General features: G+C 47.9%; 22 protein-coding genes. 12 read left to right on the top strand and 10 right to left on the bottom strand.

Annotation, left to right across the window (positions count from 1 at the left end):
- Positions 1 to 3: 3 nt before the first annotated feature.
- Positions 4 to 1290, bottom strand: a complete 1287-nt coding sequence (pepB, locus tag ACN0UY_RS09930; RefSeq protein ID WP_417666713.1) for an aminopeptidase PepB — start codon at positions 1288 to 1290, stop codon at positions 4 to 6.
- 69 nt (positions 1291 to 1359) lie between these two features.
- On the opposite strand from pepB, the gene sfsA reads away from it, so the two are divergent.
- The 7 genes from sfsA (at position 1360) to panC (ending at position 7105) form a co-directional block, all read left to right on the top strand.
- A complete protein-coding gene (sfsA, locus tag ACN0UY_RS09925; protein WP_417666711.1) occupies positions 1360 to 2064 on the top strand; it encodes a DNA/RNA nuclease SfsA in 705 nt (234 codons plus the stop codon).
- A 112-nt stretch (positions 2065 to 2176) separates the two neighbouring features.
- Positions 2177 to 2629 (top strand): RNA polymerase-binding protein DksA, encoded by a 453-nt coding sequence (gene dksA, locus ACN0UY_RS09920; protein ID WP_339879542.1) that lies wholly within the window; start codon positions 2177 to 2179, stop codon positions 2627 to 2629.
- A gap of 1 nt (position 2630) precedes the next feature.
- On the top strand, positions 2631 to 3488 hold the full coding sequence (gluQRS, locus tag ACN0UY_RS09915) for a tRNA glutamyl-Q(34) synthetase GluQRS (RefSeq protein ID WP_417666709.1): 858 nt from the start codon (positions 2631 to 2633) through the stop codon (positions 3486 to 3488).
- Positions 3489 to 3554: 66 nt separating this feature from the next.
- Positions 3555 to 4949, top strand: a complete 1395-nt coding sequence (pcnB, locus tag ACN0UY_RS09910; RefSeq protein WP_417666707.1) for a polynucleotide adenylyltransferase PcnB — start codon at positions 3555 to 3557, stop codon at positions 4947 to 4949.
- The gene (gene folK, locus ACN0UY_RS09905) at positions 4949 to 5428 is read left to right on the top strand and encodes a 2-amino-4-hydroxy-6-hydroxymethyldihydropteridine diphosphokinase (RefSeq protein ID WP_417666705.1); all 480 of its coding nucleotides are present in this window, start codon (positions 4949 to 4951) and stop codon (positions 5426 to 5428) included. Before pcnB ends, folK begins: the two co-directional genes overlap by 1 nt.
- Before the next feature lie 39 nt (positions 5429 to 5467).
- Positions 5468 to 6262, top strand: coding sequence for a 3-methyl-2-oxobutanoate hydroxymethyltransferase (panB, locus tag ACN0UY_RS09900; RefSeq protein WP_417666703.1), 795 nt, complete (start codon positions 5468 to 5470; stop codon positions 6260 to 6262).
- A 6-nt stretch (positions 6263 to 6268) separates the two neighbouring features.
- A complete protein-coding gene (gene panC, locus ACN0UY_RS09895; protein WP_417666701.1) occupies positions 6269 to 7105 on the top strand; it encodes a pantoate--beta-alanine ligase in 837 nt (278 codons plus the stop codon).
- Here the strand turns inward: panC and panP are convergent.
- From panP to mpl, 6 genes are read right to left on the bottom strand one after another with little or no spacing between them, the layout of a single operon-like run.
- A complete protein-coding gene (gene panP / locus ACN0UY_RS09890) occupies positions 7102 to 8763 on the bottom strand; it encodes a pyridoxal-dependent aspartate 1-decarboxylase PanP (RefSeq protein ID WP_417666699.1) in 1662 nt (553 codons plus the stop codon). The two genes, panC and panP, sit on opposite strands and share 4 nt — an antisense overlap.
- 36 nt (positions 8764 to 8799) lie before the next feature.
- On the bottom strand, positions 8800 to 9504 hold the full coding sequence (gene trmB, locus ACN0UY_RS09885) for a tRNA (guanine(46)-N(7))-methyltransferase TrmB (RefSeq protein ID WP_417666697.1): 705 nt from the start codon (positions 9502 to 9504) through the stop codon (positions 8800 to 8802).
- On the bottom strand, positions 9501 to 10277 hold the full coding sequence (locus tag ACN0UY_RS09880) for an ABC transporter permease (protein WP_417666695.1): 777 nt from the start codon (positions 10275 to 10277) through the stop codon (positions 9501 to 9503). The genes trmB and ACN0UY_RS09880 overlap by 4 nt, the downstream gene beginning before the upstream one ends.
- A gap of 1 nt (position 10278) precedes the next feature.
- The gene (locus ACN0UY_RS09875) at positions 10279 to 11226 is read right to left on the bottom strand and encodes an ABC transporter ATP-binding protein (protein ID WP_417666693.1); all 948 of its coding nucleotides are present in this window, start codon (positions 11224 to 11226) and stop codon (positions 10279 to 10281) included.
- A gap of 3 nt (positions 11227 to 11229) precedes the next feature.
- Positions 11230 to 11850, bottom strand: a complete 621-nt coding sequence (locus tag ACN0UY_RS09870) for a flavin prenyltransferase UbiX (protein ID WP_417666691.1) — start codon at positions 11848 to 11850, stop codon at positions 11230 to 11232.
- A gap of 32 nt (positions 11851 to 11882) precedes the next feature.
- A complete protein-coding gene (gene mpl / locus ACN0UY_RS09865; RefSeq protein WP_417666689.1) occupies positions 11883 to 13232 on the bottom strand; it encodes a UDP-N-acetylmuramate:L-alanyl-gamma-D-glutamyl-meso-diaminopimelate ligase in 1350 nt (449 codons plus the stop codon).
- A 150-nt stretch (positions 13233 to 13382) separates the two neighbouring features.
- On the opposite strand from mpl, the gene ACN0UY_RS09860 reads away from it, so the two are divergent.
- From ACN0UY_RS09860 to ACN0UY_RS09840, 5 genes are read left to right on the top strand one after another with little or no spacing between them, the layout of a single operon-like run.
- A complete protein-coding gene (locus ACN0UY_RS09860) occupies positions 13383 to 14375 on the top strand; it encodes a class 1 fructose-bisphosphatase (RefSeq protein WP_417666687.1) in 993 nt (330 codons plus the stop codon).
- A gap of 40 nt (positions 14376 to 14415) precedes the next feature.
- Positions 14416 to 14946, top strand: a complete 531-nt coding sequence (gene ppa / locus ACN0UY_RS09855) for an inorganic diphosphatase (RefSeq protein ID WP_417666685.1) — start codon at positions 14416 to 14418, stop codon at positions 14944 to 14946.
- A 5-nt stretch (positions 14947 to 14951) separates the two neighbouring features.
- Positions 14952 to 15659 (top strand): ABC transporter ATP-binding protein, encoded by a 708-nt coding sequence (locus tag ACN0UY_RS09850; protein ID WP_417666683.1) that lies wholly within the window; start codon positions 14952 to 14954, stop codon positions 15657 to 15659.
- Entirely contained in the window at positions 15656 to 16915 is a 1260-nt protein-coding gene (locus ACN0UY_RS09845; RefSeq protein ID WP_417666681.1) for an ABC transporter permease, read from the top strand. Before ACN0UY_RS09850 ends, ACN0UY_RS09845 begins: the two co-directional genes overlap by 4 nt.
- Positions 16912 to 17397, top strand: coding sequence for a DUF3299 domain-containing protein (locus tag ACN0UY_RS09840; protein ID WP_417666679.1), 486 nt, complete (start codon positions 16912 to 16914; stop codon positions 17395 to 17397). The genes ACN0UY_RS09845 and ACN0UY_RS09840 overlap by 4 nt, the downstream gene beginning before the upstream one ends.
- A 14-nt stretch (positions 17398 to 17411) precedes the next feature.
- Here ACN0UY_RS09840 and ACN0UY_RS09835 read toward each other — a convergent pair whose 3' ends face one another.
- Genes ACN0UY_RS09835 through ACN0UY_RS09825 form a run of 3 tightly spaced genes read right to left on the bottom strand, consistent with a single transcriptional unit; the run spans position 17412 to position 18945 of the window.
- Complete coding sequence (locus ACN0UY_RS09835; protein ID WP_417666677.1) at positions 17412 to 18161, bottom strand: TIGR04219 family outer membrane beta-barrel protein; 750 nt, start codon at positions 18159 to 18161, stop codon at positions 17412 to 17414.
- A 15-nt stretch (positions 18162 to 18176) separates the two neighbouring features.
- The gene (locus ACN0UY_RS09830) at positions 18177 to 18602 is read right to left on the bottom strand and encodes a copper chaperone PCu(A)C (protein WP_417666675.1); all 426 of its coding nucleotides are present in this window, start codon (positions 18600 to 18602) and stop codon (positions 18177 to 18179) included.
- Between the two features lie 31 nt (positions 18603 to 18633).
- Complete coding sequence (locus ACN0UY_RS09825) at positions 18634 to 18945, bottom strand: hypothetical protein (RefSeq protein WP_417666673.1); 312 nt, start codon at positions 18943 to 18945, stop codon at positions 18634 to 18636.
- Positions 18946 to 19256 lie beyond the last annotated feature (311 nt).

The following is a 19256-nucleotide window of genomic DNA, read 5'->3' as shown; positions in this document are numbered from 1 at the left end:
GCGTTACTTCAACAAGGTCGCCGCGATAGTACGGAAACCTAGGGCTGTTGCACCCGTTGGCCAGAGGCCATTGGCACTGCCGTGATAAGCACCAGCAATATCAAAATGCATCCAACCCGCGCCATTATTCGGCGCAAATCGCAATAAAAATCCGGCTGCATTGCTCGCGCCACCCGAACCACCACCTTTTTGCGGTCGGCTATTTGCCGTGTCAGCGAACGCGGATGGGCAATTATCTTTATGCCATTGATTCAACGGCAGACGCCACAACAATTCGCGTTGCTGTTCCGCTATTGTTAACGTTTCCTGCGCCAGCTTATCATCCACACTAAAGAGTGCATTGTAGTCAGTACCAACAGCCACTTGCGCAGCGCCCGTTAAGGTTGCGGCATCGATGACAAGCTTCGCATTTACTTCACCCGCATAAAGCAAACCATCGGCAAGAACTAAGCGCCCTTCAGCATCCGTATTCACGATTTCAACGGTTTGTTGGTCTTTATAGGTGATAATATCACCCAGCTTATACGCACTACCGTCAATCAAGTTTTCAGCGCAGCACAAGACCAACTGCACGCGTTTATTGAGCCCTTGATGAATGGCATGAACCAATGCACCTGCAACGGTGGCAGCACCACCCATATCACATTTCATGGCCAACATGCCTTCGCTGGACTTGATGCTGTAACCGCCGCTATCAAAGGTAATTCCTTTACCTATTAGAACAGCCTCAACCTCGGCGTCTTTGTCTTTGCTCGGATTATAGTCCACCACCAACATCAGCGGCGGGCGTTCACTGGCACGGCCAACTGTGTGGATGCCCATGCGGCCATCTTGAATCAAGTCGTCACCGACAATTGAGCGCACTGATATGGCATCAGGCGCAACCGCAGTTAGCTTTTCACTGACCATTTGCGCCAGCGATTCTGGATAGATTTCATTCGGCGGCAAGTTAATTAATTTACGCACCCAAGCAGCCGTATCACGCATCTGCTGAAGGGTTTCGGCATCACTCGCCCACTCAATTTGGTTCTTGCTTAAAGTATCTGTAAAACCGTTCGAAAACGCCCATTGACGCTCGATATCCCAGTCGCTCCCCACTAATTTGACGCCGTTGATGCCCAAATTGTCGAGTTGTCGGCCAGCTTTTTGGATTTTACGGAGGTTATCAGCTTCATTGTCACCAATGAAAATTGTCGCGCCTTGCTCGCCCATAACCGCCGCCGTGCTTGGCTTCCAAGCGGGTTGCTCGGTTTTCTTCGTCGAGACAAATACAGATACAGTGCTAGACATGCGAATATGCTCCCAGTATGTTTTCAGCTTTATATTTCTCTATCGTATCCGAGCTAGATGGGGCTTACAATGAAGTTTCTCAACCCTTTGCGACAAGCAGTGCTATTAAAACGGTACAAACGATTTTTAGCTGATGTTCAATTAGTTAACGGTGAGGTAATCACCATTCATTGTCCAAATACAGGAGCCATGACCGGGTGTGCTGAACCCGGTATGAAAATATGGATGAGTGACTCAAGTAATCCAAAGCGTAAATACCGTTACACATGGGAGTTAGCGCAAACCAATAACGGCGATTTGATTTGCGTGAATACCCATCGAGCGAATCAACTGGCTGGCGAAGCACTTGAAAATAACATCGTTCCTGCCCTGAGCGATCTTGCTAATTTGGTGGCAGAACGCAAGTATGGCTACGACAACCGCCGCATCGACTGGTGCGCCGAAGATGCTGCTGGACAAACGGTATTTATAGAGGTTAAAAGTGTAACGCTGGCCGAAGGTGCGCAAGGATTTTTTCCTGATACGGTAAGCAAACGTGCGGTTGATCATTTACGTAGCCTGCAAGATATGAAGTCTGACGGTCACCGCGCCGTTGTGCTTTATGTTGTTATGCATGAGGGTATAAAGCATGTGCAGGCAGCACATCATTTAGATGCAAAATATGCGGCAATGGCGGCCCAGGCCGAAGCATTTGGAGTTGAGTTTTATGCGCTAAGCTGCGACATTTCAGAGCATGGAATTACACCGACTGGATTACTTCCAATGAATAAATAGTTTGAGTGGGTCAACACGCACTGTTATTTCACAAATAAAATTGCGCACCCCATCGCTTTCTGGTATATGTACCGACCTTTTTAATAACAACGTCTCATACAGGAGATCCATAATGCCTCAAGGAACGCCGAAAAAAGCCCATGGCATTCTGGCGCAAGCTGGCTTGGAGCCTTACGAGCAAGGCTCGAGCGAAGAATACATGAATGAGGCGCAGCGTGCGCATTTTCGTAAAATTCTAGAAGTGTGGCGTGCGCAATTGCGCGAAGAAGTTGACCGCACCGTGCATCATATGAAAGACGAAGCAGCAAACTTTCCAGATCCGGTTGACCGTGCCGCTCAAGAAGAAGAATTTAGTCTTGAATTGCGCACGCGCGATCGTGAACGCAAGCTCATCAAGAAAATTGAGAAAACACTGCAAAAAATTGAAGCCGACGATTTCGGTTTCTGTGATCAGTGTGGCATTGAAATTGGCATCCGCCGACTTGAAGCGCGCCCAACCGCTGACTTATGTGTTGATTGTAAAACACTGGCGGAAATCAAAGAGAAGCAAATGACTGGCGCCTAACATGGTAGCCACCTCTGGTTATTGTGGTCGTTTTGCCCCGACGCCGTCGGGGCCACTTCATTTTGGCTCTCTACTTGCTGCACTCGCAAGCTACCTAGATGCCCGCGCCTGCGGTGGTCACTGGTATGTTCGCATTGAAGATATTGATGAACCTCGCGCGGTATCAGGCGCAGACCAACTCATTCTTGAACAACTTAAACAGCATGAACTGCATTGGGATGGTGACATTTGGTACCAAAGCAGACGCACCGAGATTTATCAAGCGGCCCTACAGCACCTCACTGATCAACAGTTAACTTATCGCTGTGAATGCTCCCGCAAACAAATTAAAGCGCTTGGCCCGTTTTACACGGGAGTCTGTCGCGATAAAAACTTGCGTTCAGAAAACACGGCCGTGCGTTTTAAAAACGATCGCCCAGTACTTTCCTTTGAAGACCAATTACTCGGTCACATTGACATTGAACCCGAATTTGCGGCTGAAGACTTTGTTCTATTTCGCCGCGATGGCCTGTTTACCTATCAACTCGCGGTCGTGATTGATGACATCGAACAAGGCATCACGGACATTGTTCGGGGCGAAGATTTACTTACCGCCAGTAGCTGGCAACTCAATCTCTGGCGTTACTTTACTGACAGAACCCCAAAATTTAAGCATGTGCCACTCGCTCTTGACGAGCACGGCAACAAGCTGAGTAAACAAAATCACGCGCCAGCGCTTGATAAAGATTGCGTGACCGCGCAACTGAATGCAGCCATGCAATTTCTTGGGTTACAGCCAGATACAAACTTAGCACCAGCAGATTTGGTCGCGTCAGCGGTAACGCAATGGCGCGCGAGATACTTCCCTGAAAGGGCCTAGCAGGATACAATATAACCGTTTGCGAAATTAGCCGGAGAACCCCTTATTATTAAACGCATCAAAGCCTTGGCCGAACGCGCACTAAAGCGCACTGCGGACACGTCGAACTTACCGCAGAATATTCTTGCCAAACCACGAATTATTCCACGTGATCAACATCCTATATCGCGTAAGGACATTTCAGAAGCAGCACTGAAGGTTCTTTATCGACTCCATAACTCGGGTTATCAAGCCTACCTTGTTGGTGGTTGCGTACGTGATCTCTTGTTGGGTCTCCACCCGAAAGACTTTGATGTGTCCACCAACGCTACTCCGGAGCAAGTGCGGAAGCTATTTCGCAACTGTCGCCTTGTAGGTCGCCGATTCCGCTTAGCGCATGTGGTGTTTGGCCGGGAAATTATTGAAGTGGCAACTTTCCGTGGGCATCACGACACCAGCGACGATGAATCCACTGATAAAGTAGGTAAGCAAGACGCTGAAGGCATGTTAGTGCGTGATAACGTGTACGGAAGCATTGAAGAAGACGCACAACGTCGCGACTTCACGGCCAACGCGCTTTACTACAATATCGCTGATTTCAGCATTATCGATTTTGCCGACGGCGTGAAAGATATTGAAGCAGGTTTGCTACGTATGATTGGCGACCCCGCAACGCGTTATCGCGAAGACCCTGTGCGGATGCTTCGCGCGGTGCGTTTTGCCACCAAATTGAACATGCGACTTGATAGCAGTGTGGCAATCCCCATTATTGAACACGCACCGCTGCTGCAGAACATTCCGGCCGCGCGGCTATTCGAAGAAGTGCTGAAGTTATTTACTGCTGGCAAAGCGTTAGCGAACTTTGAAATGATGGTTGAGTATCATTTGTTTCAGCAACTGTTTCCGCTGTTAAAGAATTACTTAAAAGCGCCAAATGAAGCCCCGTATCAGTTGATTCGACAAACGTTTTTAGATACTGACACCCGCATTCGTAACGACCAGCACATTACCCCGGCATATCTGTTTGCTGCGTTACTGTGGTGGCCACTCCAGGCCCGCATGGAGCAGTTGAGCGTAGAGAGTGGTTTACCGCCTGTGGACGCACTCAATATTGCTGCCGCCGACGTAATTGGCCGCCAAGTACAAACTATTTCAATCCCCAAGCGTTTCAGTTTGCCGGCGCGTGAAATCTGGCAATTGCAACAGCGTATGGAACGCGCCAAAGGTAAACGCGTTCATAGCCTGTTGTCACACCCGAAATTTAGGGCTGCGTATGACTTTTTGTTGCTTCGAGCGAAAACCGCTGCCCCAATTGAACAAAAAGTATTGGAGCAACGGGCACAGTTCTGGACCAAACTGCAAGAAAATAGCGACGTTACCCCAGCTCCTATACATAGCCCAGACGGAAAACCCGCAGCCAAACGTCGGGGTCGGCGCGGTGGTCGTAGACGCCGCACCAAACCGCCTAAACAGGCGGATTAATGGCAACGGTCTATATTGGCCTTGGTGCCAACTTAGGTAACCCCGAACAAACGCTCAAAGAGGCTATTTTTGAGCTTAGTGGTTTGAGTCAATTTGCGCGACTTCGCGCCAGTTCGTTATATGCCAGTAAACCCATGGGGCCTGCTGAGCAACCGGATTATGTAAATGCCGTGGTGTGCGCCGAAACCGAGTTGGAGCCCTTAGCTGTACTCGATTTACTTCAGGCTATTGAACAGCAGTTCGGTCGCCAAAGAAGTCTTCGTTGGGGGCCACGTACACTTGATCTTGATCTGCTGTTGTACGGCAACGAAACCATTCGGCTCCCGCGTCTGACAATACCGCACCCGGGCCTCACCGAGCGTGATTTCGTTGTGGTTCCGTTAACCGAGCTTAATTCTGAGCTTGTTTTGCCGGATGGTCGCAAGCTCTTGTCTGTGCAGGCCACTATGGCACATCATGACCTGCAAAAAATTACCTGATACAATCCAGAGCTATCTGATTGCCATAAGGAGTTCGCCATGGCGGGCATGACTATTTCTAAATTAACCAAAATGAAGGCCGCGGGCGACAAGATCGTTTCGATAACAGCCTATGATGCTTCGTTTGCGAAACTTTTCGCACAGGCAGGCGTAGACTTTATGCTGGTTGGTGACTCTCTTGGTAACGTTATCCAGGGTCAAGCCACGACTTTGCCGGTTACGATTGAGCACATTGCCTATCATACCGAAGCCGTGCGTCGCGGTGCTCCCGACGCCTTTGTGATGGCAGATATGCCCTTTATGTCCTACGCAACGCCTCAGGAGGCTTGTCAGGAAGCCGCTAAATTAATGCGTGCTGGTGCAAATATGGTGAAACTTGAAGGCGGTGAATGGCTGCTGGAGACCATCCGCATGTTAGTGGAACGCAGTGTTCCGGTGTGTGCGCATTTGGGATTGTTGCCTCAGTCAGTTCATGTGCTTGGCGGTTATAAAGTGCAGGGGCGCGAACAAAGTGCAGCTGAAAATACGGTCCGCCAAGCCATGGCATTGGAACAAGCCGGTGCACAAATGTTAGTGCTAGAATGTGTTCCAACTGAACTTGGTAAGCTGATCAGCGACAAGCTAAGCATTCCTGTAATTGGTATTGGTGCTGGTGGACAAACTGACGGTCAAATTTTGGTTATGCACGACATGTTCGGCCTTAACAGTGACTATCTACCCAAGTTTGTGAAGAACTTTCTGGCCAAAGCAGGCGATCTTGAAAGCGCCGTAAAACTCTATATTGATCAAGTAAAAGAAGGCTCGTTTCCTGGGCCTGAGCATTCTTTCGAGTAGTCGCCTATGCAGCAATTAAAGAATCTGGAAGAATTGCGTGTCTGGCGCAACCAAGTTAAGGGTACCGTTGCGTTAGTTCCAACCATGGGTAACTTGCATAAAGGCCACCTTAAGCTCGTTGACGTGGCTAAGCAACATGCACAACATGTGGTGGTCAGTATTTTTGTTAACCCCATGCAATTCGGAGCAAACGAGGATTTAGATAGCTACCCACGTACATTTGAAGCGGACTGTTTAGCATTAGCTGAGCACGGAACAGCAGCTGTATTTGCCCCCACAGTTAATGACGTCTACCCGCGTGGACTGCAACAGCAAACCTTCATCGAAGTACCGGGCGTATCAGATATTCTCTGTGGCGCCAGCCGACCAGGTCACTTCCGTGGCGTCGCTACAATCGTCGCAAAGCTATTTAACATGGTGCAACCCGACTGCGCTATTTTTGGCGAAAAAGATTATCAACAGTTACAAGTGATTCGATTGATGACGCGTGATCTTAGCTTGCCGGTGGAAGTTTTTGGCATGGCAACGGAGCGTGCACCCGATGGCTTAGCTTTAAGTTCACGCAATGGCTACCTGAGTGCGCAACAGCGGCAGGTCGCGCCGATTATTTATCAGACACTGCAGCAGATTTCACGAGAAATAAAATCTGGCAGTGATGATAGAGCAGCATTGAGCCGCGCCAAAAATACGATTGAAACGGCAGGGTTGAAGCTTGATTATTTAGAATTGCGCCGACGTAACGACCTCGCTGAAGCGACCTTGCAAGACAACGAACTGGTTATTCTTATTGCAGCGTTTTTAGGTAAAACACGGTTAATCGACAATCTGCAGTTCGACCGTTAATTGCCATTTAAGTCACGCACTAAGCCCAACTCTCGTAGCTCGGTATACAACGCACCACGCAAGCTCATTGCGTGCGCAGCAATCTCACGCTGCTCTTGCAGTACTTCCTCAAGCATTTCTAGCGTGGTTAACGGATTCGCTAAAACCACGCGAAAAACGACAGTTGGCTCTCGATAGTACTGTGCGGGAGTCAGTTTTGTTCGCGAAACAAATGACCGCCCCGTCTCACGCTGCCGCTTTTGAATGAATCGTGTCAATGCGTTGAGATGCGGCATTATTCGACGAATTTGCTCTGCGTTTGCCTGCTTTAACAACGGTTTCACTTTCGCAGGAACAAAGCGATAAGTCAGCAAACATAATTGCGGCTCGGTAATCAGTTCAAAGTCATCTTGCTTTGCAATCAAGTCGGCAAACTTCTGCGCCTTCTCTATACTTTGGTCGATTAACAATTCATAGCCTCGGCGCCCCATGACATGCATGGCTGAATACACCATCATCGCCATACCTGGGCGTGAGCCTTCCATGGTATGCGCACCTAAATCTTTTGATCCGTGACGGATAACATATTCCGCGTGATGCTCAATGGCGCGAACCATGCTGGGATCACGAAATAGCACCATACCGGCCCCCATAGGCACATACATTTGTTTGTGTGCATCAATGGTAACGCTATCTGCTCGCTCCACCCCGTTTAGCAAGCTGCGATGCCGATTCGATAATAAGGTAGCGCCACCCCATGCTGCATCAACGTGGAAGTGAGCGCCCACTTCTTCAGCAACATCGGCAAGCTCGTTAAGCGGATCAATGTGTCCAGTTTCCGTGGTACCGGCTACGCCCACAATAGCGAGCACCTTGCCGCCATCGGTAGCCACTTGATTACAAGCTTCACGCAGTTTATCAATGCGAATGCGGTTGTTATCGTCGGTTGGAACAGCAATGAGGTTACGCCGGCCAATGCCCAGCACATCAGCAGCTTTGCTGAGTGAATAGTGACCGCGCTCAGAAACCATAATGGTTAATCGCTGGTAGTTATAGTGCGCCAAACCTGCTGCTAAACCTTCTGCAGCGATACCGGCAAAGTTACCATCGGGCTTCAAGGCTAAGTTTCTTGCAACCCACAATGCTGTAATATTAGCGATAGTGCCGCCAGAGCACATTGCCCCAAGCGAATGCTGTGCACTGTGCATCCAGCGCCGATAAAAACCCGCATCTTGTTGATAAACCAAATGATGCAGCATTCCTAAAACATTACGCTCTAATGGAGTAAATGCCTTGGATGTCTCGATTTTTACCAGGTTCTGATTCAAACCCACCATTAATTTCGCTAATGGCAATAAAAAGTACGGCAGTGCCGAGGTCATGTGACCAATGAAGCGTGGTGAGGATGTATGAACCGAATGCGCAACCAAATTATTGAGCAAAAATTCAGTATGATCAGAAACATACTGAGGGTCTTCAGGAATTGCGCTGACACTGAAGTTTTGTTCAATTTCATGCAGCGGTTTCTCGCGTGCGACAATATGCTCGCCAAGAAAGCCCATAAGGTTTTCTGACAAATGCTTTTCGATTTTCCCAAGCGTCGAGTCAGGCGCTTCTGGGATAGTAAATATCTTCAATAGCGCTTCTTGACTGACTTCCGCAAATATTTTGTCGCTCAAGCAAGGTTCCTTATTACGGTTGAACGGCGAATCTGTTTATTCTGCCTCTATTGCCGAAAAATATCGACCATCTTCGGGCAGCTCCGCGCGTAATTCCCATAATTGCTGTGCACTGCGCTGGTATTTTCGTTCAAACGGCGTGATGGGTTCATGCCGTGCGAGTAATGGCGAAATATTTGCACTGCAATTTACCAGCGCCAAACTACTGGCCACTTCGGTCAGGTAGGTCACCCAATTTGACCGCATGACCAACTGGCCACCTAAGCCTAACACATAAGGCCATACTGGGCTGCCGTGCCAACGCCGCCCGAGGTGCGCTGCTTTCGGCCAAGGGTTTGGATATAAAATATAATGCTCATGCAGTTGCCAATGCGCCTCCACTGCGAGACGCCAAAAATCATGAAGATCTGCACGCACCAAAATATAGCGCTGTCCCGCTGCTGCGTTTTGATAGTGAACATGCCGCCCGAGTCGATGTGCCGACTTATCTACGCCAATAACAAGCGCCGATGGATTTTGTTCAGCTATCCACGCAGTGCTTTCGCCAACGCCACAACATGAGTCTAAGATTACTGGCCCTTCCCAATCGGCAACCAGTTTTTGCACTTGCTCAAAGGCTTCACGATTGTGCGCTTGAATCGGCTTGCGAAACGGTGAACGTAAATGGCGCATCACAACCGATACAAGATCGTCATGGTTACCATGCTGATTCGTGGTTACAGATTTTGATTCATGATTCACGAACGAATACCCACACCACGATTCAATAATGTATAAGCAGTGATGAACAACACCACGTTAAAGCCAATAATCACCGCAAGTGCCACCGCAATGTTCACATCAGACACACCCAAGAAACCGAAACGGAATGCGTTAACCATGTATAACACCGGGTTAGCTTGCGCAATGTGCTGCCAAATTCCTGGCAGTAACTGAATACTGAAAAACACACCACCCAAATAAGTCAGTGGCGTCAGCACAAAGGTTGGTACGATGGATATGTCGTCAAAAGTTTTGGCGTGAATTGCGTTGATCAAGCCACCCAACGAGAACAAGGTTGAGGTGAGAATAACTGTCGCAACCAAAATCGCAAAGTTATGAATCGTAACGTTTTGCACGAACAAGAACGACACGCACGTAACGATAACCGCAACAATCAGCGCGCGCGCGAGACCACCACCAACATAACCACCAATAATAACCGCTGGCGATACTGGCGCTACCAGCATTTCTTCAATGTTACGTTGGAACTTGGCACTAAAAAACGAAGACGCAACGTTGGAGTAAGAATTGGTGATAACCGACATCATAATCAAACCGGGAACAATGAACTCCATGTAGGGCCGACCGCCCATATCACCGATACGCTCTCCCACGATGCTGCCGAAGATGACAAAGTACAACGTCATGGTAATGGCTGGTGGCACAAGCGTTTGCACCCAAATGCGTAAAAAACGCGTGCACTCTTTTATCCAAATTGTCTTTAGTGCAATAAAGCTTATTGATGACTGCATATTAAGCTCCCGCCGCAGCTGGTTTACGGCCTTTCTCAACCAGATTGACAAAAAGTTCTTCTAAACGATTCGCTTTATTCCGCATTGATAACACCGTTATGTTCTGCGCGCTAAGTTGTTCAAAAACGCGATTCAAACCTTGGCTTTTCTCAACATCAACTTCAATCGTGTGGTCATCCATTGCTCGCCACTTAAAGCCTTCCAGCGTCATCGTTTCAGCAACGGGTGCATCATTTTCGACTGACAAATCAAGCACGAATGTTTCCATGTTTAATGTGGTGAGTAGACGCTTAATGGACGTGTTTTCGATAATTGCACCTTGGTCGATAATGGCGATATTCCGGCACAACGACTCAGCCTCTTCTAAATAATGTGTCGTCAAAATAATGGTAATGCCCTGCTTGTTAATGTCTTCAAGGTAGTCCCACATACTGCGACGTAACTCAATATCAACGCCTGCTGTTGGCTCATCCAAAATCAATAGTTTCGGCTCATGTAACAATGCGCGCGCAATCATTAAGCGACGTTTCATACCGCCCGACAGCATACGCGCAGGGTTATTACGTTTGTCCCACAAACTTAATTGCTTTAAGTATTTTTCTGAACGTTCTTTGGCAACTTCACGCGGCACGCCGTAGTAACCAGCTTGATTAATCACAATTTGTTGAACGGTTTCAAACTGATTAAAATTAAACTCTTGCGGCACCAAGCCAATCTGTCGCTTCAAATCGACCAATTGGGTGTCGAGGTCGTAACCGAATACGCTAACGTGGCCTTCGGTTTTGTTCACCAACGACGAAATAATACCTATGGTGGTTGATTTACCCGCGCCGTTTGGCCCAAGTAACGCGAAGAAGTCGCCTTCTTCAACGTCCAAATCAATGCCTTTTAAGGCAACATGACCGCCTTTATATGTTTTCTTTAATCCACGAATAGACAATGCTTTCATGTGTTATTTGCTCTCCTCGCCATAACCCCAGCGTGGTTGAAGTGTTTGCTCTAGCCCCAGATGGTCAAGTATTCGAGCCACCACAAAATCGACTAAGTCATTAATACTTTTGGGCTGATGATAAAACCCCGGTGCTGCAGGCATAATTGTCACGCCCAGCTGGGCAAGTTTGTACATATTTTCCAGGTGAATTGCTGACAGTGGCATTTCTCGCGGTAGCAAAATTAACTGCCCGCGTTCTTTCATCACCACATCTGCTGCGCGCTCAATTAAGTTATCACTTGCGCCGTGAGCAATCGCTGACAGGGTTCCCGTGGAACATGGGCAAACCACCATTTTCTTAGGCGCTGCGGAGCCTGACGCCACGGGCGAAAACCACTCTTCTTTGCCATACACGTGCAGTTGCTCAGCACTCACACCAAAACGTTCTTGCATGGCTTTTGCCATTGCTTTTGGCGCTGCCGGCAATTGCCAATCAATTTCAGTGGCGAAAACCACACGCGCAGCACTGGACATTAGCAAATGCACTTGCTGATTTTGTGCGAGCAAACATTCTAACAAACGGACCGCATAAGGTGCGCCGGATGCGCCGGTTATTGCTAAAGTCACGCTAGATTGCGCCATGCCTTGCTCCTTGATTACGCAAGCTGAAATAATTAAGAACCGCGTTGCTGCAATGTTTCGAGAAAACGCTGATGGATGTTACCAAAACCACCATTACTCATAATGACGACGTGGTCACCTGCTTGCGTGTGCTGTTGCAATTGTGACAATAAGTCATCGGTGCTATCGCCGACATGTGCCCGCGGCACTTTATCGGAAACCGACCATTGTACCGTTTCTGGTTGCAGCATGAAAACCTCATCCGCTGCGCTCAGTGCATCAGCCAATGCGTCAGCCATGGTGCCCAACTTCATGGTATTCGAACGTGGCTCCAATACCGCGATTATACGTGCATTGCCAACTTTTGCGCGCATGCCCTGCAAGGTGGTTGCGATAGCCGTTGGGTGATGTGCAAAGTCATCGTATACAGATATACCTGCTACGTGCCCTAGTAACTCGAGTCGGCGCTTCGTATTTTTATAGTCCGTGAAAGCCTCGCAGCTGACATTGACGGGCACACCCACATGATGCGCTGCTGCAATAGCCATCAGAGCGTTGTATACGTTGTGATTGCCAATTAAAGACCACTCGACTGTTCCTGCCAGCTCACCGTGATGGTAAACATCAAACACGCTACCATCGGCTTGTTGCAGCTTTGCAAACCATTCGTGGCCTTGCCCAACCGGAACCTGCTCACTCCAGCAGCCTTGTTCAAGCACTTGCGCTAAATTGTGCTCATGACTCGGATAGAAAATACGGCCATACGAAGGAACCACGCGCACCAAATGATGAAATTGACGTTGAATAGCGGCTAGATCAGCAAAGATATCTGCGTGGTCAAACTCAAGGTTGTTAAGCACCAAAGTACTGGGACAATAGTGAACAAACTTGGACCGTTTATCGAAGAAAGCGGTGTCATACTCATCGGCTTCAATGACAAAAAAATCGCTCTCGCCTAAGCGTGCCGACTGTTGAAAATTAGCCAACACACCGCCCACTAAAAAGCCGGGTTTAAGGCCAGCAAATTCAAGCAGCCATGCCAACATACTCGCGGTTGTTGTTTTACCGTGAGTACCGGCTACGGCAAGTACCCATTTACGCTGCAACAACGCGTCATGCAACCATTGAGGCCCTGATACATAAGGGATGCGCTGGTTGAGCACCGCCTCAACCGCGGGGTTTCCGCGACTTAACGCATTGCCTATGATGACTAAATCAGGCCGCGGATTAAGCTGTTCGGGCTGATACCCCTCAACAAGCTCAATTCCTAACTGGCGTAATTGATCACTCATCGGCGGGTATACCTGCGCATCGCTGCCAGTTACGTGGTGCCCCAGCTCTTTTGCGAGCGCTGCAATACCGCCCATAAAGGTGCCACAAATGCCCAAAATGTGAATGTGCATGATTTTACTCGATGAATCAGTGTTTTCGATAGTGTATCACGGGCTTTTGGCGCAGCGACAATCTGGGCAGGCATTTTGCTTAAATTTGCGGTAAACTTAGCCGCGTTTAAAACACGGTTCTCGAACAACCAGCAACTTCATGAGGGTTCCATGCAACGCCTAATTCCGACCTTACGTAACGACCAGGTCGACGAAGCTCTAATTTCCGTCATCAATACATTGCAGATATGCGCCAAAGAAATTTCATTTCGCGTTGGTCAAGGCGAGCTTGCCGGCGTTTTGGGCTCGACACTTTCTGAAAATATTCAGGGTGAAACGCAAAAGAAATTAGACATTTTGTCGAATCAACTTCTCAAAGAAATCTTGCTGGAATGCCAGCACGTGAGAGCGGTTGCCTCAGAAGAAGAAGAAGGCATAGTGCTCGGTACTGAAAGCGGCAAATACCTCGTCGCATTCGATCCACTCGATGGCAGTTCAAATATCGATATCAATAGCATGGTTGGTACCATATTTTCGATTCTGCCAGTACCAGAAGACAATTCTGGTGACGTTGATATGTTTTTACAGCCAGGCCGCAACCAAGTCGCGGCGGGTTACATTTTGTATGGCCCTTCCATTATGATGGCCTTTACCACCGGTAAAGGGCTGCGCATGTTCACACTGGACCAAACCGTTGGTGAGTTCTTACTCACCAAGAAAGACATTACCATTGAACCGGAAACGTCAGAATTTGCCATCAATATGTCAAACTTCCGCCATTGGCAAGAAGGCATGCAACTGTACGTTGATGACTTGCTGGCTGGCACCAGTGGCCCACGCACAAAAAACTTTAATATGCGCTGGGTAGCCGCAATGGTCGCTGATGTTCACCGTATTCTCTGCCGCGGCGGATTATTTGCATACCCATGGGATGCACGCTCCGAGAACAAACCCTACAAATTGCGTTTGATGTACGAAGGCAATCCGATGGCTTGGTTAATTGAGCAAGCTGGTGGTGCTGCGCATAGCGGCGAAGAACGTATTTTGGATATTCAGCCCACTGATATTCATCAGCGAGTCGGCATAATTCTTGGTGCTAAACATGAAGTTGAAACATGTTTAGGCTATCTCAAGGGTTCGCAATCGGATAGCAAGCCCGTATAATACCAATATCTCTTTTATATTTTGTCACACAGGAATACACATGAGCTTAAGTCACGTTAGCGCAGGTAAGAACTTGCCAGAAGAAGTCAACGTAATCATTGAGATACCTGCCAACGCAGATCCAATTAAATACGAAGTGGATAAAGACACCGGCACCTTATGGGTTGACCGTTTTATGTCTACCCCTATGTTTTATCCATGCAACTACGGCTTTGTGAACGAAACTTTATCACTTGATGGTGACCCAGTTGATGTGTTGGTACCAACACCGTACCCACTGCAAGCGGGATCAGTTATCAAATGCCGCCCAGTTGGCGTGCTTAAAATGACTGACGAGTCCGGTGAAGATGCTAAAGTTATCGCCGTGCCAGTTAGCAAGTTAACCAAAGAGTATGACCACATTCAAAACGTGAATGACATACCAGAGCTACTTAAGGCGCAAATCACACACTTTTTTGAGCGCTATAAAGAACTTGAAAAAGGTAAGTGGGTTAAAGTTGAAGGCTGGGGCGATATCGAAGCCGCCAAAGCTGAGCTCGTCTCTTCATTTGAACGCGCGAAGCAGAAATAAGAGTCATGCCCAGCACCTGTATTGAACTCAAACAGCTTGAGTTTCAGTGGCCAGGTGCCACGCAACCTCTGTTGCGTATTCCCGAACTACAGATTTCCCGTGGTGAACGTGTTTTACTGCGGGGTGCCAGTGGTTCGGGAAAATCGACACTGTTAAGTCTTATTGCCGGCATTCATAAAGCTAAAGCACAGCAAGTATTCGTACTCGACCACGACCTTGGTGACATGTCACAGCGCCAACGCGATAAGCTTCGGGCCAATGAAATTGGTTATATATTTCAGCAATTCAACTTATTACCTTATCTTAGCGCCTGCCAGAATGTGCTGCTTGCGCAGCAGTTTTCACCGGCACGACGTCAGCGTTTAAATGCTCAGCAGCCATCACATAAGCAGCAAGCGCAAAACCTGCTGCTCCAGCTTGGTCTGACCGCAAACGACACCGAACGCCCAGCACATCAATTGAGTGTGGGTCAGCAACAACGTGTCGCTGCAGCGCGTGCTTTGTTCGGCAACCCGGCGCTAATCATTGCTGATGAGCCAACATCGGCGCTCGACGCAGATCATAGAGACAACTTCATTCAGGTATTATTTGAAGCCTGTCGCACAAACAACACAACATTGTTGTTCGTAACCCACGATGCCAGCTTAGCGCCTCATTTTGATCGGGCTATAGAACTGGCCGATATTAATACATGCAATGGTGGTCAATCATGATTCACCTTGCCTTCGCCAGTTTAGCCAATCGCAAATCAAGTGCTTGGCTTACCATTTTAGCGATTGCAGTCAGTGCGTTGCTATTAATTGGTGTAGAACGGGTTCGCACCCAAACTCAAGACAACTTTGCCAACACAATATCCGGTACCGATCTGATTGTTGGCGCACGTACGGGGTCGACACAACTCTTATTAAGTAGTGTTTTCCATATCGGTGCCTTGAATAATAGTATGACGTGGCAAAGCTATACGCATATTAAAGAGCTACCCGGCGTTGCCTGGAACATTCCTATGGCCCTGGGCGATAGTTTCTCAGGTTACCCGGTAGTAGGCACCAACAAAGACTTTTTCCGTCACTTCAAATATGCCTCGCAAGTAGCTCTAGAATTTGCTGCCGGCAGTGCTTTTGATGCCGACGATCAAGCCGTATTGGGTGCTGAAGTTGCACAGCGGATGCAACTGAACGTTGGTGATGAATTCACTATTGCGCACGGCAGTGGCGGCATCAGCTTTTCCGATCATGATGCACACCCGTTTCAAGTAACTGGTATTCTGCAACGAACTGGAACGCCTGTAGATCAAGCTGTTTATATCCCCTTGGCAGGCTTAGGCCTTGTGCATGGCGAACTCATCCATGACGACAATCATGACAATAGCCATGACGCACATAATCATGGCCACGCGGACACCCAGCAACAGCCAGTATATACGCTTAGCGCAGTTCTACTTGGTCTCGATAATCGTGCGCTGGCGTTACGCATGCAACGACAGATAAATACCTACCGCGAAGAACCACTTAGCGCCATTATGCCAGGCTTAGCCTTAACTGACTTGTGGCGCACCTTAAGCCTATTCGAGAAGGCCTTGTTTACCGTTTCAATTCTGGTTGTTGCTACAGGCCTGTTAGGGATGTTAACTGCCTTACTTGCCAGCTTGCGGGAACGCCGACGGGAAATGGCGGTCTTACGTTCTATTGGTGCAGGACCTTTTACCATATTTGGTCTGTTAGTCAGTGAAGCCTTTATGCTCGCCTTAGCGGGCGTTAGTTTAGGTGTACTCATGTTGTTTGGGGTGCTGCACTTTGGGGCCGATTGGCTGCTGCTGCATACCGGTTTGCTATTACGTGCAACACCACTAACGATCACCGAATGGAGTCTCGTGGGCGCCATACTTGCCGCCGCAATACTCTTGAGTTTCATTCCTGCGTGGCGAGCCTATCGCAACGCATTAGCCGATGGATTAACAATACGCTTATGATGAAGTTTTTAACCGCATTGCTCGTAGTATCTATTAGCCTCTTTACGCCAGTTCAAGCTGAAGACTACGTGACCACACATTGGAAAGAGCTGGTTCCCGAAGGATATAAGCCGCCGCCAGTGCGCAGTCAAGCGTTCTACGATGCGAATCCAGAGTTAGCAAATCAGCCAGAACTTGATGCACCCATGGTGGAGTCATTAGACGGGAAGAAAATTAAAATACCTGGGTATGTAGTGCAACTCGAAGGCGATGCCGATAAGGTTACCCAGTTCTTGTTAGTGCCCTATTTTGGCGCATGCGTGCATGTGCCACCGCCACCGCCGAATCAAATTGTTTTAGTTGATTTTGCTGAAGGTGTGAAATATGAAGATACGTTTGACGCGGTCTGGGTTGAAGGTACCATTCACGTTGAGCGGGTCGAAGGCGATGTAGCCGTAGTCGGCTATCGTCTGACAGCCGCCACGGTTACGCCATACTATTAAAGCTATTATTTTGCTTAGAAATGGATTTCTAAGCCTAAATAAGGCCCTTTGAACTGCAAATCTGAATCGATGTTATCTAAATCATCCAGCTCAATGGTTACATCGCGGTAACCCAGTTGCAGATTCAGATCGATTGCTAAATTTTCTACAAGACGATACTCAATACCGGCTTCCACATCGCGGATGCTGCTGTCATCAATGCTGACAGCGTTAGCAATACCGTACACGGTTAATGGAGTCGTCGGAATACCCACTCGAAGTTGCGCATAACCCGTTGGTATCCATCCATCACTTTCTAACCGGTTCTCGCTTTGTGCATCGCGTACAGCCAGTAAGCCATCAACTTTTTTGCCCGTAATACCGAAGTCGAAAGACAGCAAATCGTTGTCGAACAACTCATAGTATAACGTGATATCTGTATGGCTTAAGTCAATGGTGCTACCGAGCGTAGTTCCAGCGGTATAGCCTTCACCGTTGTATGTGAAGTCTTGTGATAGCATAACTGAACCTTGTGCCATCAATTCATTTTCACGAATCTTGATGTTAGGTACCAGTGGAATTGGGTGCTCAAGTGCGACATAAAAGCTGCTCTGCTTGTCGTCAGCGAATGCGAATGACTGGTTACCTGAGCCAGAGCCAAAGTTTCCTGTAGTTTCAGTGTCCCAAACTTGCCCACCAGCATAAATACCTAACAAAGTATCTGCTTGTGCAGTTCCAGTTAGCAGTAGCGTTGGTGCAATCAATGCAATGGCGATCTTTTTCATTTCCGGATGTCCTTACTAACGTATTGTTTTTACTTCGGCGTCGAAGCTTACACTATCACCATCACTGAAATGAAGTTCAAATTCAACTTGATCACCCGGCTTAAACGCTTTTTTTACACCAAACAGCATAAGGTGGTACCCACCCGGCTGAAACACGATGGTTTTACCGGCTTCAATATTCAATTCTGGTACACGTCGCATTCGCATCATGCCATCACGCAAGATATGCTGGTGCACTTCAACTGCACGCGAGGCGTCCGTGTTGGCACCTACGACGGTAATCGTTTTAGTACCTGTATTACTTATCGTAAAGTAACCTGCGCCGTTCTCTGAACCAGGAATTGACTCTTTTAACCAAGCATTTGAGATTTCGACCTCAGCTGCAGTTGCCAGCAATGGTATAAAAGCCAAAATTAACGTAGACGTTTTGACCCAATGCATAATCGTCTCCTCAATAAATGAAGATATTATTTTACACAGGTTTAGGACGTTTACGCAGTAGTAAATAGATGACCAGTCCAACTAACAAATAAGGCCACAACCAACTAAAGAGAACGAATGCTAACGTTAGCAGGGCCACAGCTATCGCGAACCCTACACTGCAGCCGACGAAAATGGCAACAGCGAAGGCAACAGCGGCCATTGCAACAATGACCAACCCGGTAAAGCCCACGCTAAAGATCAGTCCAAGTACAGCACCGAGTACTGCGAATATTTCATCTGCAAACAATAAGAAGGCCACGACACCAATGAGTATCCATAACCAATTGCGATCGCTTTTCATACACTAACCTCGTCATAAAATTATACTTAAAATAGTTAATGCAATGATCGTGCCCATTTTGTATATACTTGTTTTTATTGGTTATTATTAATAACTGGAAGTTTGTACTAATGCGTAAAGTGGTGGAAATCACGAAAAATTCGTTATTCGTTAATCGTTACTGGAAGTGGTCTTTCTTTTTTCGAATAACCAATAACGAATAACCAGTAACGCCTTTTTTGTTTTTCAGGCATAAAAAAAACCCCGAGCGTTAGCTCGGGGTTCTCGATTTAAAGCCTGGCGGTGTCCTACTCTCACATGGGGAAGCCCCA

This window comes from Pseudidiomarina sp., assembly GCF_048268165.1.
Lineage (GTDB): Bacteria > Pseudomonadota > Gammaproteobacteria > Enterobacterales > Alteromonadaceae > Pseudidiomarina.
The sequence above is the reverse complement of the archived record's forward strand: the minus strand, read 5'-3'. Positions and strand labels throughout refer to the sequence as shown.